At 65.1% G+C, this 15,711-nt stretch carries 10 protein-coding genes and 1 tRNA gene; 8 read left to right on the top strand and 3 right to left on the bottom strand.

Annotated features, from left to right (window positions below; translation table 11 throughout):
• Window positions 1-376: 376 nt before the first annotated feature.
• On the top strand, window positions 377-1,210 hold the full coding sequence (locus SJY20_RS16890) for a hypothetical protein (RefSeq protein WP_380788193.1): 834 nt from the start codon (window positions 377-379) through the stop codon (window positions 1,208-1,210).
• A gap of 123 nt (window positions 1,211-1,333) precedes the next feature.
• On the opposite strand, the gene SJY20_RS16885 is transcribed toward SJY20_RS16890, so the two are convergent.
• Window positions 1,334-2,887 carry a DUF6538 domain-containing protein gene (locus SJY20_RS16885; RefSeq protein ID WP_380788191.1) on the bottom strand — a complete coding sequence of 518 codons (1,554 nt, stop codon included), beginning with the start codon at window positions 2,885-2,887 and terminating at the stop codon, window positions 1,334-1,336.
• 89 nt (window positions 2,888-2,976) lie between these two features.
• A tRNA-Leu gene (locus SJY20_RS16880) sits at window positions 2,977-3,063 on the bottom strand.
• 106 nt (window positions 3,064-3,169) lie between these two features.
• On the opposite strand from SJY20_RS16880, the gene SJY20_RS16875 reads away from it, so the two are divergent.
• The 7 genes from SJY20_RS16875 to SJY20_RS16845 all read left to right on the top strand — a co-directional run bounded on the left by SJY20_RS16875 (window position 3,170) and on the right by SJY20_RS16845 (window position 12,926).
• Window positions 3,170-4,114 carry a complex I NDUFA9 subunit family protein gene (locus tag SJY20_RS16875; RefSeq protein WP_380788189.1) on the top strand — a complete coding sequence of 315 codons (945 nt, stop codon included), beginning with the start codon at window positions 3,170-3,172 and terminating at the stop codon, window positions 4,112-4,114.
• Complete coding sequence (locus tag SJY20_RS16870) at window positions 4,114-4,923, top strand: undecaprenyl-diphosphate phosphatase (protein WP_380788187.1); 810 nt, start codon at window positions 4,114-4,116, stop codon at window positions 4,921-4,923. The genes SJY20_RS16875 and SJY20_RS16870 overlap by 1 nt, the downstream gene beginning before the upstream one ends.
• Before the next feature lie 152 nt (window positions 4,924-5,075).
• The gene (locus SJY20_RS16865) at window positions 5,076-6,518 is read left to right on the top strand and encodes an NAD(P)-dependent oxidoreductase (protein WP_380788185.1); all 1,443 of its coding nucleotides are present in this window, start codon (window positions 5,076-5,078) and stop codon (window positions 6,516-6,518) included.
• The gene (locus SJY20_RS16860; RefSeq protein ID WP_380788183.1) at window positions 6,476-7,114 is read left to right on the top strand and encodes a DUF2059 domain-containing protein; all 639 of its coding nucleotides are present in this window, start codon (window positions 6,476-6,478) and stop codon (window positions 7,112-7,114) included. Before SJY20_RS16865 ends, SJY20_RS16860 begins: the two co-directional genes overlap by 43 nt.
• A gap of 11 nt (window positions 7,115-7,125) precedes the next feature.
• On the top strand, window positions 7,126-11,643 hold the full coding sequence (gene gltB, locus SJY20_RS16855; RefSeq protein ID WP_380788181.1) for a glutamate synthase large subunit: 4,518 nt from the start codon (window positions 7,126-7,128) through the stop codon (window positions 11,641-11,643).
• A 274-nt stretch (window positions 11,644-11,917) separates the two neighbouring features.
• Window positions 11,918-12,592, top strand: coding sequence for a glutathione S-transferase family protein (locus tag SJY20_RS16850; RefSeq protein WP_380788179.1), 675 nt, complete (start codon window positions 11,918-11,920; stop codon window positions 12,590-12,592).
• Window positions 12,579-12,926 carry a tRNA-binding protein gene (locus tag SJY20_RS16845; RefSeq protein WP_380788177.1) on the top strand — a complete coding sequence of 116 codons (348 nt, stop codon included), beginning with the start codon at window positions 12,579-12,581 and terminating at the stop codon, window positions 12,924-12,926. Before SJY20_RS16850 ends, SJY20_RS16845 begins: the two co-directional genes overlap by 14 nt.
• A gap of 141 nt (window positions 12,927-13,067) precedes the next feature.
• Here SJY20_RS16845 and pepN read toward each other — a convergent pair whose 3' ends face one another.
• Entirely contained in the window at window positions 13,068-15,656 is a 2,589-nt protein-coding gene (gene pepN / locus SJY20_RS16840; RefSeq protein ID WP_380788175.1) for an aminopeptidase N, read from the bottom strand.
• Window positions 15,657-15,711 lie beyond the last annotated feature (55 nt).

Genomic DNA, 15,711 nt, shown 5'->3' with positions numbered 1-15,711 from the left:
GGGGCGCTGTATCATTATGGCTGATGAAGGTTTGGCCTAACCCAGCCCTTGCTGCCGCCTTCATACCCGAGGAAACTGCTGGCCTGTCCGTACTTCTGACACGACAAGCTGTAGAGCGGGAAGCCGGATGGCCCCAGCTGTCAGACCGGGCCGTAACTCCCGCACTCTACGACCTCCCCGACGACGCCCAAGCAATCGCACGCCGTATGGCCGCTGAGGTTCACGCACTTTGGGAGGCCGCAGGCCGTCCGTATCTCGATAGCCGCCGCTTCAAAGACGCTCACCGCTTCCTCGTCGCCTGCATTCGCTCAGGCTCGATCCCGCCAGTCCCAACGATTGGCGATGTCCCCCAGCATACTTCTTAAAGGTAAGACCAATGACCGCACTAACTCCCCGTCAGGCCATCAAGGTCAAGGCGGCTCTTTCGCTGATCGCAGTACATGGGCACAATCCCCGCGCTGTCCAAAAGCAAGCTCAGGACGCAATGGCTAAGGGCCACCCCGCCAACATTGCTTACAAGAATGCGCTTGATGCCTTTACCGCTAGCGTCCCGGCATTGAAGGACACGCTAGAGATTGCTGTCGATCTAATACATAACAGCGACGATGCTACGGTATCTCTGTATGATAAGGCGTTGACGGCTTACAACAATAGCGGCGATGAAAGCCATCTAGATAACCTAGCCCCGATGATCCTAGAGGATGCGAAGGCTTTGGCTATCAGCAAGGGCGAAGTGACCGAGGCCGATGCCGCCAACTGGACCATTGATGACGCGCTTGGCAGTAGCAGCGAAGCCTATGCAGAAACGCCTGATGTTCCAGAGGCGTCTTCGATCCCACCCGGTGAAACCGTTAGAAGCTCATTCGCGTTCAACGGCCTTGGCCCGAAACCTACACAGCCCGCCCAGCAGTCCGCTCAGGCACCGCAGACGGGTCCGCAATGGATTATGGGTCCGACCGGCTACACCCTCGTAGCGCAGGCTCCCAGCGGCCCTATGACCGGGCAGAGCATGACCGGCTACGATCCCTACCGGGGCGGACAGGATGCGACCGGCATCCGGGTAGCTCAGACCGGGGACGCGGCGCGGCGCTCGCATGGTACCCCAGTGGGCGACGTGGCCTATATCCAGACCGGCATGGGATACCGCATCGCCCCGACCGGGGAGCAGGCCCGCCGAGAGGCTGGCGTCCCGCTTGGTCCCGATGCCTGACAGGCCGGTTAAGAGAGTCGCTGAGGGGCGCTAGCTAATCCGGCCACACAGATACCCGAACGCACACAATTGGCTCTGACAGGGCTGGCATGGGGTGCAATTCGGGTATCTGTGTGTTTGGCTTTATTGGTTCCCGATTTTCAGCCCCGGCACCCGATAGGATGCAATAGCGGCAACCATCACAGACATAGCCGGGGCGCTACCGTACTTGTCTGCAATGTCCTTACCGGCATGGCCTTGGAACTGGCGAGCTACACGCTCTGCCATTCCGACATTCACGGCATGAGTCTTCCACGTATGGCGTAGGCCATGAAAGACTTGCTTGTCAGATATCCCAAGCTCGCGCCTGTAAACCGTGAACCATTGGCCCCATTTATCGGTAAGGCGTTGCTTGATACCTACTCGCTTTAGTAACGGGAACACCTGTCCGGCTTGATCGGGTAGATTGGTAACGTACTCGACAAAGCCTAGCTCGATTAGCTTGGGATGCAGTGGCACAAGGCGACGACTATATGCGTTCTTAACGCGGTTCCCCGTATCGCCTTCATCGGTGATATCGAGGCACCAGACTTTATGCGGAATGCTATCAGTATCGAAATACTGTTCTTCCCTTACATCCTGAACCCGTAGCTGGCCTAGCTCTTCCCGACGCGCTCCCATGAACACAGCGAGTAGCGGCAACCAATATGCAGCTTCACCGCTAGCAAAGCCCTTAGGCCGCTTACCCTTGGCATGAACTGGCCCAGCGAACAGGAGGTTGAGGTCATTAACGCTCCAATCCTCCCGCTTAACCTGCTGATCCGTAAGCCGCATCCGCACGTCTCTTGCCGGATTATCGGGGATTACATCGTTTTGTGCGGCCCATTCGAGCAGGGTGCGGAGGTTCGCTAGCCGGTCTCTGACATTCACCTGAGAACGGGTCGGATCGTCTATCAGCTTGCGCTTGTAGGCCATCACATCGGCCTTGGTGAGTAGCCCCACGGACTTTCGACCCATGATCGTATGAAAGAGCTTCGCGTCTCGCTTGTACATATCGAGGGCGCTAGCTTCCGGCTCCCGCTCTGCTGCCCAGCCGTTTAAGATATCAGTATCTAGGAAGATGCCTTTGCCCTTGTCGGCGGCAGGCTGGCATTCAACGGCTTGATTTCGATCTTTCAACGGGCGGGCATTCTGTCCGTATCGGGCATGTAATTTCGATAGCAGGGCATCTCGATCTAGTGCGGCCTTGTCTCGTTCATGGATCAATTGCAGCCTAGCGGCCCTCGCTATGTCAGGGGCGGCGGCATCCGTTTCGATCCCTTCCGCTAGAGCATCCATGATCGGTTCTAGGCGCTCAATCTCCATGTCGGACGCGAGCAGATCGTTAGCGGCATGCTCGGCTTGCTCTTGCTCATGCTCCCATTGCTGCCGGTCCCGCTCGATTTGAGCAGCCGACCTTGGCGGCATTGCCTTGGGGGCGGGTTTTGCAGCGGTAGCCCTATCCCGCTTCGCTTGGTCGAGCAGGGCATGAGCGGCCTTGGTCATGTCCGGTATGACGGCCTTTGCAGCCTCCCGATCCTTTAGACCTAGAGAATGCTTTATCTCGCGCTTGCCAGACATGAATGCGCGCAGGTCCGCAGGGATGCCCATGCGAAAATAATAAACCCCGTTGGGCGCTCTATGGAGATAGGAACACATAGGCCTTCGTCCTCGTACCTTTGTACTAGACGCTTGTAAAAAGCCTTGTTTCTCAACATGTTCTAGGGTTTTCAAGCCCTTAGAACAAATGGTGCCCGGAAGAGGACTCGAACCTCCACGACCTTGCGATCGCCAGCACCTGAAGCTGGTGCGTCTACCAATTCCGCCATCCGGGCACGGGGTAGGAGGGCGCCTCTAGGGTAGGGTCTCGATGCTTGTCAACACGCCGTTCGCTCGGCAAGGGAGCGAAACGGTCATGGGACGGCCAAAAGGACGAAAACGATGAACGACAAGCTGGTGACGCTGATTGGTGGCGGGGGCTTTCTCGGCCGCTACGTCGCGCAAGGATTGTTGAAGGCGGGCGCCCGTGTCCGCATCGCGCAGCGCGATCCGCGACAGGCGTTTTTTCTCAAGACGCAGGGCGGCATCGGCCAGACCCAGTTCGTCGGCGCCGACATCACCAAGCCCGATACCATCGCCCATGCGGTGCAGGGCTGCGATGCGGTCGTGAACCTGGTCGGCGTGCTCGCGGGTAATTTTCACGGCGTCCATGTCGATGGCGCCGCCACCGTCGCAAGGGCGGCGGCTGCGGCCGGTGTCGAATCGCTGATCCATGTCTCCGCGATCGGCGCCGATACCGGCTCCGCATCCGCCTATGGCCGGTCGAAGGGCGAGGGCGAGGTCGCGGTCCGCGACGCGTTCCCCGCCGCGATCGTCCTGCGCCCGTCGATCGTGTTCGGGCAGGAGGATGCATTCCTCAACCGATTCGCCGGGATGATCGCCAAATCGCCGGTGGTCCCGGTGCTGCGGGCCTCGGCCAGGTTCCAGCCGATCTTCGCCGCCGACGTCGCCGATGCGATCGCCGCCGCGATCCGCACGCCGGAAGTATTCGCCGGCCGGACCTTCGAACTCGGCGGCCCCGACGTGATCACGATGGGCGCGCTCAACCGCTGGCTGGCCAAGACGATCGGCCGCAAGGTCTCGATCGTCGAGATCCCCGATGCGCTGGGCGCGCTGATCGCCCGCGGCGGCGCGCTGCCCGGTGCGCCGATCACCTGGGACCAGTGGCAGATGCTCCAGAGCGACAACGTCGTCTCGCCCGGCGCGGCGGGGCTGGAGGCGTTCGGCGTGGTCGGCACGCCGCTCGACGCGGTGGCACCGGGCTGGCTGGTTCGGTTCCGCAAGTCGGGGCGGTTTGGCCGTCGCGCCGAAACGCACGCCGCCTGATGAGCGATTTCCTCACCGTCATCCTGCTCGGCATCGTCGAGGGGATCACCGAATTCCTGCCGGTCTCGTCGACCGGGCACCTGATCCTCGCGACCCGGCTGCTCGGTTACGACGCCGGGCGCTGGGAGGTGTTCAACGTCGTCATCCAGCTCGGCGCGATCCTGGCGATCGTCGTGCTGTACTGGCGGACCTTCTGGGCGGTCGCGAGCGGACTGGTGAAGCGCGAGCCCAAATCCTGGCTGTTCCTGCGCAACCTGATCGTCGCGTTCATTCCGGCAGCAGTCATCGGGCTGGCGCTGCACAAGCATATCGAGGCGTTGCTGGGCAATGCGGAGGTGGTCGCGATCGCGCTGGTCGTCGGCGGCTTCGCGATCCTGGCGGTCGAACGCTTCGCCCCCCGCAGTACTGTCAGCGGGGTCGCCGACCTGCCGCTGAAGACCGTGATCGGCATCGGCTTCCTGCAATGCCTGGCGATGGTCCCGGGGGTCAGCCGATCGGGCGCGACCATTCTCGGTGCGCTCGCGCTGGGCGTCGAACGGCGCACCGCGGCGGAGTTCAGCTTCTTCCTCGCGATCCCGACCATGCTCGGCGCCAGCGCGCTCGAACTGGTCAAGAACCGTGCGGTGCTCGCCAGCGGGCAGGGCGTCGGGTTCGTCGCCATCGCGATCGGCTTCGCGGTCGCGTTCGTGGTCGCGCTGCTCGTCGTGAAATGGTTCGTCGGCATCGTCACGAAACACGGGTTCGTGCCGTTCGCTTGGTACCGGATCATCGCCGGATCTGCGGCGTTCCTCTGGCTCATTACTAAATAGGACCGTTTCAAACCTATTATTTGCGACTGCTGAAGTGCCTGCCCGAATCCACGAGAAATCTACCGAATAACGGGTAAGCAATACTGACATAACCGTCGATTTAGCAGTGACACAGGTGGTCTTGCGCAATAATGCCGGCTTCGGAGGGCATTATGGCGAACGATTCTATGCTGAAATTCGTGGATCGGGCGCAGTCCTATCCCGGCAAGCGCGATGCGGAGGCGCGGGCAGAGGATTTCCAGGAGATCGCCGATCGCTATGCGGTCCAGCCGGCCGAGGAGCAGGCTGGGCGCTGCTCGCAATGCGGGGTGCCCTATTGCTCGGTCCATTGCCCGCTCCACAACCATATTCCCGACTGGCTGCGACTGACCGCCGAGGGGCGGTTGCGCGAAGCCTATGAACTCAGCAACGCGACGTCGACGATGCCCGAGATCTGCGGCCGGATCTGCCCGCAGGATCGGCTGTGCGAGGGCAATTGCGTGATCGAGTTCACCGGCCACGGCGCGGTCACGATCGGTTCGGTCGAGAAGTTCATCACCGATACCGCCTGGGAGCAGGGCTGGGTCGAGCCGCTGGTCCCCGGGCGCGCACGTGGCCAGTCGGTCGCGGTGATCGGCGCAGGACCGGCCGGCCTCACCGCCGCCGAATACCTTCGTGGGCACGGCTATGACGTCCATGTCTACGACCGCCACGACCGCGCCGGCGGGTTGCTGACCTATGGCATCCCCGGCTTCAAGCTCGAGAAGCCGATCGTCATGCGCCGCGTCGATCGGCTGAAGGCCGCCGGCATCGTTTTCCACGAAGGCTTTGCGGTGGGCGCGGATGCGAGCCTCGACGAATTGCGCCGCCGCCATGATGCAGTGTTGATCGCGACCGGCGTGTACAAGGCGCGCAGCGTCGATGTCCCCGGCGGCGAGGCGAACGGCGTGGTCGGCGCGCTCGATTATCTGACCGCATCGAACCGCAAGGGATTCGGCGACGTCGTCCCCGCGTTCGACGACGGACGGCTCAACGCGGAAGGCCGCAACGTCGTCGTGATCGGCGGCGGCGACACCGCGATGGACTGCGTCCGCACCGCCATCCGCCAGGGCGCGACCTCGGTGAAGTGCCTGTACCGCCGCGACCGCGCCAACATGCCCGGCTCGCAGCGCGAAGTCGCCAATGCCGAGGAGGAAGGCGTCGAGTTCGTCTGGTTGTCTGGCCCGCAGAGTTTCGAAGGCGGCGATACGGTATCGAGCGTCAAGGTGCGGAAGATGCGACTAGGCGCCCCCGACGCCAGCGGCCGCCGCGCGCCCGAGCCTGATCCGGCCGGCGACTATGCGGTCGACGCCGATCTGGTCATTAAGGCGCTGGGCTTCGATGCGGAGGACCTGCCGACGCTGTTCGAGACGCCCGAGCTGGGGGTCAGCCGTTGGGGCACCGTGCTGGTCGACGGCAAGACGCTCATGACCTCGCTCGACGGCGTGTTCGCAGCGGGAGACATCGTCCGCGGTGCCAGCCTGGTCGTCTGGGCCATCCGCGACGGCCGCGACGTCGCCGCGACGATGCACAAATGGCTGAAGGCGAAGGCGGCAAGCGCGAAGGTGGCAGCATGAAATACGCCTATCTCGCCGCGGCCGCGCTCGCGCTGAATGCACCATCGGTCTTCGCGCAAACCGCGGCGGCGCCCGCCAGGCCATCTATCGCGCCACCCGCCGCCGCCATCGATCCGGCCCGGATCGCGGCGGCACGCGAGTTGATCGACCTGCTCATGCCGCCTGCGTCGCGCGCGCAGATGGTGGAGGGCATGATGACGCCGATGCTCATCAACATGCGGCGCGGTATGACGCAAAACCCCGATTTCGCGGCGGCGATGAACAGCAATCCGCGCGTGAAGGCGCTGTTCGACGCGTTCATGGAGCGTCAGCAGCAGCGCACGATGACGCTGTTGCGCGCCAGCCTGCCCGGCATGTCGGACGCGATGACCCGCGCGTATGCCCGTCGCTTCGATGTCGCGCAGATGCATGAGATCAAAGCGTTCTTCATGACGCCGACCGGCCGCATCTACATGCAGCAAGCCGCCACGATCATGGCCGATCCCGATGTCGGTCTCTGGCAGCAAACCATGATGACCAACGCGATGGGCAATGTGCAGGCCGACGTCGCCGAATTCGCCAAGCAAGTCGACGCGCTCGAACCGAAGAAGAAGTGACGATGGCTGAAATGGACACCGCCCATATGGACGCCGAACGCGCCCGCCTCGCCGAGCACGGCATGTATCGCCCCGAGTTCGAGGGCGATGCGTGCGGCGTCGGGCTCGTCGCCGCCACCGACGGCCGCGCCTCGCGCCGCGTGGTGCAGTCCGCGGTCGATGCGCTCAAAGCCGTGTGGCACCGCGGTGCAGTCGACGCAGACGGCAAGACCGGCGATGGCGCAGGCCTCCACATCGACCTCCCCGTCCGGTTCTTCGACGATGCGATCGCGTCGTCGGGGCACAAGGTCCGTCCGAACCGGCTCGCCGTCGGCATGATCTTCCTGCCGCGGACCGATCTCGGCGCGCAGGAGGCGTGCCGGACGATCGTCGAGAGCGCGATCATCGAGGAGGGCTACACCATCTATGGCTGGCGCCAGGTGCCGGTCGACGTCTCGGTGATCGGCATCAAGGCGCAGGCGACGCGTCCCGAGATCGAGCAGATCATGATCGCCGGGCCGATGCCCGAGGACCAGGACGCCGCCGAGTTCGAGAAGACGCTGTATCTCGTCCGCCGCCGCATCGAGAAGCGCGTGATCGCCGCGCAGATCCAGGGCTTCTACGTCTGTTCGCTGTCGTGCCGCTCGATCGTCTACAAGGGGCTGTTCCTCGCGGAGTCGCTGTCGGTGTTCTTCCCCGACCTGACCGACCAGCGCTTCGAGAGCCGCGTCGCGATCTTTCACCAGCGCTATTCGACCAACACCTTCCCGCAATGGTGGCTGGCGCAACCGTTCCGCTGCCTCGCGCACAACGGCGAGATCAACACGATCCGCGGCAACAAGAACTGGATGCTCTCCCACGAGATCCGGATGGCGAGCCTCGCGTTCGGCGACAATTCGGAGGACATCAAGCCGGTGATCCCCGCCGGCGCATCCGACACCGCCGCGCTCGACGCCGTGTTCGAGGCGATCTGCCGGTCGGGCCGCGACGCCCCCACCGCCAAGCTGATGCTGGTGCCCGAGGCGGTCCAGCCCGGCGGCGACGCGCAGCACGCTGCGATGTACCAGTATCTCGCCTCCGTGATGGAGCCGTGGGACGGCCCCGCCGCGCTGGCGATGACCGATGGGCGCTGGGCGGTCGCCGGCATGGACCGCAACGCGCTGCGCCCGCTGCGCTATACGCTGACGTCGGACAAGCTGCTGATCGTCGGCTCCGAGAGCGGCATGGTCGTGGTCCCCGAATCGACGATCGTCGCCAAGGGACGGTTGGGACCCGGCGAGATGATCGCGGTCGACCTAGACGAAGGCATCCTGCTCCAGGATCGTGCGGTCAAGGATCGCATCGCCGGTGAGGCCGACTATGCCGCGATGATCGGCGAATTCCACACGCTCGCCGACCTGCCCTCGGTCGACGACGCGATCGTCCGCTACGACCGCGCCGAACTCGCGCGCCGCCAGGTCGCGGCCGGGCAGACGATGGAGGACATGGAGCTGATCCTGTCGCCGATGGTCGAATCCGCCAAGGAAGCGATCGGGTCGATGGGCGACGACACCCCGCTCGCGGTGATCTCGGACAAGCCGCGGCTGATCAGCCAGTTCTTCCGCCAGAATTTCAGCCAGGTCACCAACCCGCCGATCGATCCGCTCCGCGAACGCCACGTGATGTCGCTGCGTACGCGGTTCGGCAATCTCGCCAACATCCTCGACGTCCGCGACCAGCGCGAGCGCGTGCTGGTGCTCGATTCACCGGTGCTTACCGGCGAGCATTGGTCGCGGCTGAAGGCGCATTTCGGTAACGCGGTCGCCGAGATCGACTGCACGTTCGACACCGGCGGCGGTCCCGAAAAACTCCGCGCCGCGATCCAGCGGATCCGCAACGAGGCGGAGCAGGCGGTCCGCCAGGGTAAGAGCGAGATTTTCCTCACCGACGAGGCGATCAGCGAAGACCGCGTCGGCATCGCCGGCGTGCTCGCGGTTGCCGCGGTCCACACGCATCTGGTCCGCCGCGGCCTGCGCTCCTACGCGTCGATCAACGTCCGCACCGCCGAATGCCTCGACACGCATTATTACGCGGTGCTGATCGGCGTCGGCGCGACCACGGTGAACGCCTATCTGACCGAAGCCGCGATCGTCGAGCGCCAGTCGCGCGGATTGTTCGGCGATCTGGAACTCGCCGAATGCCTCCGCCGCCACCGCGTCGCGGTCGAGGAGGGGCTGCTCAAGATCATGTCCAAGATGGGCATCGCGGTGATCTCATCCTACCGCGGCGGCTATAATTTCGAAGCCGTCGGGCTGTCGCGCAGCCTGGTCAACGACCTGTTCCCCGGCATGCCCGCGAAGATCAGCGGCGAAGGCTATGCCTCGCTCCACGTCAACGCGGTCGAACGCCACGACGCGGCGTTCGATGCCGGGATCGTCACGCTGCCGATCGGCGGCTTCTATCGCCAGCGCCACACCGGCGAGACGCACGCCTATTCCGCGCAGCTGATGCATCTGCTCCAGACCGCGGTCGCGACCGACAGCTACACCAGCTATCTGCAGTTCTCGCGCGGGGTGGCCGACCTGCCGCCGGTGTATCTGCGCGATCTGCTCCAGTTCAACTTCCCCGCGGAGGGCGTCGCAGTCGATCAGGTCGAGGCGATCACCGAGATCCGCAAGCGCTTCGTCACCCCCGGCATGTCGCTCGGTGCGCTGTCGCCGGAAGCACACGAGACGTTGGCGATCGCGATGAACCGGATCGGCGCGAAGGCCGTCTCGGGCGAGGGCGGCGAGGACAAGTCGCGCTTCGTACCCTACGCGAACGGCGACAACGCCAACTCGTCGATCAAGCAGGTCGCGAGCGGACGCTTCGGCGTCACCGCCGAATATCTGAACGCGTGCGAGGAGATCGAGGTCAAGGTCGCACAGGGCGCCAAGCCCGGCGAAGGCGGCCAGCTGCCCGGCTTCAAGGTCACCGAGTTCATCGCCAAGCTGCGCCATGCGACGCCCGGCGTGACGCTGATCTCGCCGCCGCCGCATCACGACATCTACTCGATCGAGGATCTGGCGCAGCTGATCTACGACCTCAAGCAGATCAATCCGCGCGCCCGTGTCTGCGTGAAGCTGGTCAGCTCGGCAGGCATCGGCACGGTCGCGGCGGGCGTCGCGAAGGCGCATGCCGATGTGATCCTGATCGCCGGGCATGTCGGCGGCACCGGCGCGTCGCCGCAAACCAGCATCAAATATGCCGGCACCCCGTGGGAAATGGGGCTGAGCGAGGTCAACCAGACGCTGACGCTCAACGGCCTGCGCGGGCGGATCAAGCTGCGCACCGACGGTGGCCTCAAGACCGGCCGCGACATCGTCATCGCCGCGATCCTTGGCGCCGAGGAGTTCGGCATCGGCACGCTCAGCCTGGTCGCGATGGGCTGCATCATGGTGCGGCAATGCCATTCGAACACCTGCCCGGTCGGCATCTGCACGCAGAACGACGCGCTGCGCCAGAAATTCGTCGGCACGCCGGAAAAGGTCATCAACCTGATGACATTCATCGCCGAGGAAGTTCGCGACATCCTCGCGCGGCTGGGGGTGAAGAGCCTCGACGACGTCATCGGGCGGACCGAGCTGCTGCGCCAGGTCAGCCGCGGCGCGGAGCATCTCGACGATCTCGATCTCAACCCGATCCTGGCCAAGGTCGACGCCGACGATTCGCAGCGCCGGTTCAGCCTGTCGACGTTCCGCAACGAGGTTCCCGACAGCCTCGACGCGCAGATCATCAAGGATGCCGCAGCGGTGTTCAGCCGCGGCGAGAAGATGCAGCTGACCTATTCGGTGCGTAACACCCACCGCGCGGTCGGGACGCGGCTGTCGAGCGAGATCACCCGGAAATTCGGCATGTCGACGCTGGCCGACGGCCATGTCACGATCCGCCTGCGCGGGTCGGCGGGGCAGAGTCTCGGCGCGTTCCTGTGCAAGGGCATCACGCTCGAGGTATTCGGCGACGCCAACGACTATGTCGGCAAGGGGTTGTCGGGCGGTACCATCATCGTCCGTCCCGCAGTCTCCTCGCCGCTCGCGAGCCAGGACAACACGATCATCGGCAACACCGTGCTGTACGGCGCGACCTCGGGCAAATTGTTCGCCGCGGGGCAGGCCGGCGAGCGCTTCGCGGTCCGAAATTCGGGCGCGACCGTGGTCGTCGAAGGCTGCGGCGCGAACGGCTGCGAATACATGACCAACGGCGTCGCGGTGGTGCTGGGCGAGGTCGGCGCCAATTTCGGTGCAGGGATGACCGGCGGCATGGCGTTCGTCTACGACCCCGCCGGCGTCTTCCCGACCAAGGCCAACCCGGAGAACATCACCTGGGCGCGGCTGCGGTCGCTGCACTGGGCCGACACGCTGCTCGACCTGGTACGCGACCATGCCGATGCCACCGACAGCAAATGGTCGAAGGGCCTGCTCCAGGATTGGGACCGCGTCGCGGGGCATTTCTGGCAGATCGTCCCGAAGGAAATGCTGACCCGGCTGCCCCACCCGCTCGACGACAGCGCGGAACTGGTCGCGGCGGAGTAAGCGGCGTCATACCCGCACCACCCCGGCGAAGGCCGGGGCCCAGTTGGCAAGGTCGCAGTAACGAAACGCCGCCCTTCGTTGACGCCGCCCCCAACTGGGCCCCGGCCTTCGCCGGGGTGGTGCTTGTGCGGGCGCCTGCTGCCTGCCTCTTGTTCTCCCGCGAAGGCGGGAGCCCAGTCTGGGTCCCCGCCTTCGCGGGGAAACATGCTTTGAACGGCGTTCGACCCGATACGCGCTAGTGACACGCCCCGTCCCCTCCGCCTAAACGGGGCCGATGTGGCAGCTGTATCAATTCCCCCTGTGTCCGTTTTCCCGGAAGGTCCGGTTGCTGCTCGGCGAGAAGGGCGTGGGGTATGAACTCGTCCGCGAATCGCCCTGGGATCACCGCGACGAATTCCTCGACATGAACCCCGCCGGCCAGACCCCGGTGATGGTCGACAAGGCGCGCGGCGTCGCGCCGCTGATCGATTCGATGGCGATCTGCGAATTCTTCGAGGAAACCGTCGAAAAGGCGGCGATGATCAACGGCACCGCGACCAACCGCGCCGAGACCCGCCGGCTGGTCACCTGGTTCGACACCCATTTCTACCGCGACGTGACCGGCCCGCTGCTCCATGAACGCATGGTCAAGCGCTTGGCCCACCGGACCGCGCCCGATGCCAAGGGCTTGCGCGAGGCGATGAAGGCCGCGGTCGGGCATCTTGACTACACCGATTACCTGCTCGACCACCGCAACTGGCTGGGCGGCGCGACGATGAGCCTCGCCGACCTCGCGGCGGCCGCGCAGATCTCGGTCACCGACTATCTCGGCGGGATCGACTGGAAGGGCCATGAGCAGACCGCGCGCTGGTATCGCGGCTTGAAGAGCCGTCCGAGCTTCCGCCCGCTGCTCAGCGAGCGGATGGAGATGATCAACCCGCCGGCGCATTACGACAATGTCGATTTCTGACCGAATCGTCTTCGACGACTTCGCCAAGGTCGACATCCGCGTCGGCACGATCGTCGAGGCCGAGCCGTTCCCCGAAGCGCGCAAACCCGCGATCAAGCTGCGGATCGATTTTGGGCCGGGGATCGGCGTGAAGCGATCGTCCGCGCAGATCACCGAGCATTACACGCCGGCAACGCTGCTCGGCCGCCAGGTCGCGGCGGTGGTCAACTTCCCGCCGCGGCAGATCGGGCCGGTGATGTCCGAGGTGCTGACGCTCGGCTTTCCGGATGCGGACGGCAAGGTCGTACTGATCGGCCCGAGTGAGCCGGTCCCCAACGGCGGCAGATTGTTCTAAACCCCCTCTCCCATCGGGGAGAGGGAAGGGGCCCGCGCCGCAGGCGTGGGAAGGGTGAGGGCACGGATGGTGGGCAAAACATGCCCTCACCCTCCCACCGCTTTGCGGCGGGCCCCTCCCTCTCCTCAAGGGGAGAGGGGATTACCCCTCCAAGCTCTTCGACGCCTGTTCGAACACGTCCTTCGACAGCCCCGGCGTCGCCACGATCCGCTCCAGCTCCGCACGCATCAGCCCCGACCGCGCCGCATCGAACCGCCGCCAGCGCCCCAGCGGCGGCAACAGCTTCGCCGCGGTCTGCGGATTGAGCCGGTCGAGCGCGATCAGCTGGTCCGCCAGCAACCGGTACCCGCTGCCGTCGGCGGCATGGAAGGCGCGCTGGTTCGCCGAGAACGCGCCGATCAGCGACCGCGCGCGGTTCGGATTGGTCAGCGTGAAGTCCGGATGCCGCGTCAGCTCGGCGACCACGGCGGCGGTATCGTCGCGCGGCGACAGCGCCTGTGCCTGGAACCATTTGTCGAGCACCAGCGCATTGTCGCTGTAGCGGTTGTAGAAGATGTCGAGCGCCGCGATCCGCTTGTCCGACGCGCCCGCGAGCAACGTCGTCAGCGCACCCTGGCGATCGGTCATGTTGTCCGCCGCCTCGAACTGCGCGAACGCCAGGTCGGCCGCATCCGCCTCGCCGCTCGCCGCGATATACCCGAGCGCCACGCTGCGCAGCCGCCGCAGGCCCTTCGCCTCGGGGGTGTACGCATAGGGTGCGCCGCCGCGCGCATAGAGCCGCCGCCATTGTGCATCGAGCCGCGTGCCCAGATCGCGCCGCAACGCCTCGCGCGCGCGGAAAATGGCGTCGGGGTCGACCACCGCCATCTGGTCGCCGATGAAGCTGTCAGACGGCAGCATCACCGCCTCGGCAATGAACGCCAGGTCGAGCGCATCGTCGTCCAGTGTGTTCGCGACCGCCGCGATCACGCCCTCATGGTCGGCGCGGCCGTTGACCGCACTCGCGACCAGCGTGTCGAGCATCAGCTGCTGCATCGCCTCGTACCGCGCGAACGGATCGTCGTCATGCGCGCTGAGGAAGGCGAGGTCGGCCGCCGAGCGGTCGCTCTCGACGACCACCGGCGCGGAGAACCCGCGATTGATCGACAGCAGCGGGCGTTCGTCGAGGCCTTCGAAGGTCATTGTGTCGGTCGCGCGATCGAACAGCACCAGCCGTTCCTCGGTCAGCGCCTTGCCGGTCTCCGCGCCGAACAGCTTGATCCGAAGCGGCAATACCATCGGCGCCTTGTGGCTCTGCCCCGGAGTCGGCGGCACCTGTTGCGCCAGCTTCAGCGTCGCGCGGCCGTTGGCATGGTCGAGCGTCGCGGACACCCGCGGCGTCCCCGCCTGCGCATACCACAGCCGGAACTGCGTCAGGTCGACGCCGCCCGCTTCCTCCATGCACGCGACATAATCCTCGCAGGTCGCGGCGGTGCCATCGAACCGGTCGAAATACAGGTCGGTCGCGGCGCGGAATTTCTCCGGCCCCAGGATCGCCGCCATCATCCGGATCAGCTCGGCGCCCTTGTTGTAGATCGTCGCGGTGTAGAAGTTTGAGATCTCCTGATACGCCTCGGGCCGCACCGGATGCGCGAGCGGGCCGGCATCCTCGGGGAACTGCGCTGCGCGCAAGCCCCGGACATCCTCGATCCGCTTGACCGCGCGACTGCCCTGGTCGGCGGAAAAGCCTTGGTCGCGGTAGACCGTGAAGCCTTCCTTCAACGACAGCTGGAACCAGTCGCGGCAGGTGATCCGGTTGCCCGTCCAGTTGTGGAAATATTCGTGCGCGACCACCGCGGCGATCGCGTCGTAATCGTAATCGGTCGCTGTATCCGGGTCGGCCAGGATATAGCGAGAGTTGAAGATATTAAGTCCCTTGTTCTCCATCGCCCCGAAATTGAAATCGTCGACCGCGACGATGTTGAACACATTCAGGTCGTATTCGCGCCCATAGACGCGCTCGTCCCATTCCATCGCCAGCTTCAGTGCGTGGAGCGCATGATCGGTCTTCGCCAGGTCGCGTTCGCGTACCCAGATCCCGAGCGTGACCTCTCGCCCCGACATCGTCGTGAAGCTGCCGCGGTTGACCGCCAGATTGCCCGCGACCAGCGCGAACAGGTAGCACGGCTTGGGGAACGGATCATGCCACTCCGCCCAGTGCCGCCCGTCCGCCAGATCACCCTGCGCGACCGGATCGCCGTTCGCGAGCAGCACGGGATACACGGCCTTGTCGGCGCTCATCCGCACCGAATAGATGCTGAGCACGTCGGGCCGGTCGGGGAAGAAGGTGATCCGGCGAAAGCCCTCCGCCTCGCACTGCGTGCACAGGTTCCCGCCCGAGGCGTAGAGCCCCATCAGCTGGGTGTTGCGGTCGGGCGCGATCTCGACCTCAGTCTCGACGACATGCGCGTCGCTCTTCAGCGGCACGACGAGCTGTTCGCCCTCGATCCGCCAGTCGTTGATCGCGACGCCGTCGACCCGCACCGACAGCGGCTGCTGGCCCGCGCCGTCGAGCCGCAGCGGCCGGCCGTGCGCGCCATTGCGCGTGATCTTCAGCGTCGCGCGAACTCGCGTCGCGGCGGCGGCGAGGGCGAAATCGAGCGCGATCTCCGGGACCAGCCAGTCGGGCGCGGCATAGTCCTCGCGGCGAATGACGGTGGGCTGGGCGAGGCTGGTATGGATATCGAGCATAGACCCCGAATATAGGCGCCGCGTCCGCGACCGCCAGCCAAAGCTTGCGGGCCCC

This window comes from Sphingomonas sp. R86521, from assembly GCF_042466235.1.
Classification (GTDB): domain Bacteria; phylum Pseudomonadota; class Alphaproteobacteria; order Sphingomonadales; family Sphingomonadaceae; genus Sphingomonas.
Note: the sequence above shows the minus strand (reverse complement) of the source record. Positions and strands in the feature narration are given on the sequence as shown.

What these genes read in the sequence shown, in the direction of transcription:
- SJY20_RS16890 (WP_380788193.1), top strand. Translation starts at nt 377, where the DNA reads ATGACCGCACTAACTCCCCGTCAGGCCATCAAGGTCAAGGCGGCTCTT.
- SJY20_RS16885 (WP_380788191.1), bottom strand. Translation starts at nt 2,887, where the DNA reads ATGTGTTCCTATCTCCATAGAGCGCCCAACGGGGTTTATTATTTTCGC.
- SJY20_RS16875 (WP_380788189.1), top strand. Translation starts at nt 3,170, where the DNA reads ATGAACGACAAGCTGGTGACGCTGATTGGTGGCGGGGGCTTTCTCGGC.
- SJY20_RS16870 (WP_380788187.1), top strand. Translation starts at nt 4,114, where the DNA reads ATGAGCGATTTCCTCACCGTCATCCTGCTCGGCATCGTCGAGGGGATC.
- SJY20_RS16865 (WP_380788185.1), top strand. Translation starts at nt 5,076, where the DNA reads ATGGCGAACGATTCTATGCTGAAATTCGTGGATCGGGCGCAGTCCTAT.
- SJY20_RS16860 (WP_380788183.1), top strand. Translation starts at nt 6,476, where the DNA reads ATGGCTGAAGGCGAAGGCGGCAAGCGCGAAGGTGGCAGCATGAAATAC.
- gltB (WP_380788181.1), top strand. Translation starts at nt 7,126, where the DNA reads ATGGACACCGCCCATATGGACGCCGAACGCGCCCGCCTCGCCGAGCAC.
- SJY20_RS16850 (WP_380788179.1), top strand. Translation starts at nt 11,918, where the DNA reads ATGTGGCAGCTGTATCAATTCCCCCTGTGTCCGTTTTCCCGGAAGGTC.
- SJY20_RS16845 (WP_380788177.1), top strand. Translation starts at nt 12,579, where the DNA reads ATGTCGATTTCTGACCGAATCGTCTTCGACGACTTCGCCAAGGTCGAC.
- pepN (WP_380788175.1), bottom strand. Translation starts at nt 15,656, where the DNA reads ATGCTCGATATCCATACCAGCCTCGCCCAGCCCACCGTCATTCGCCGC.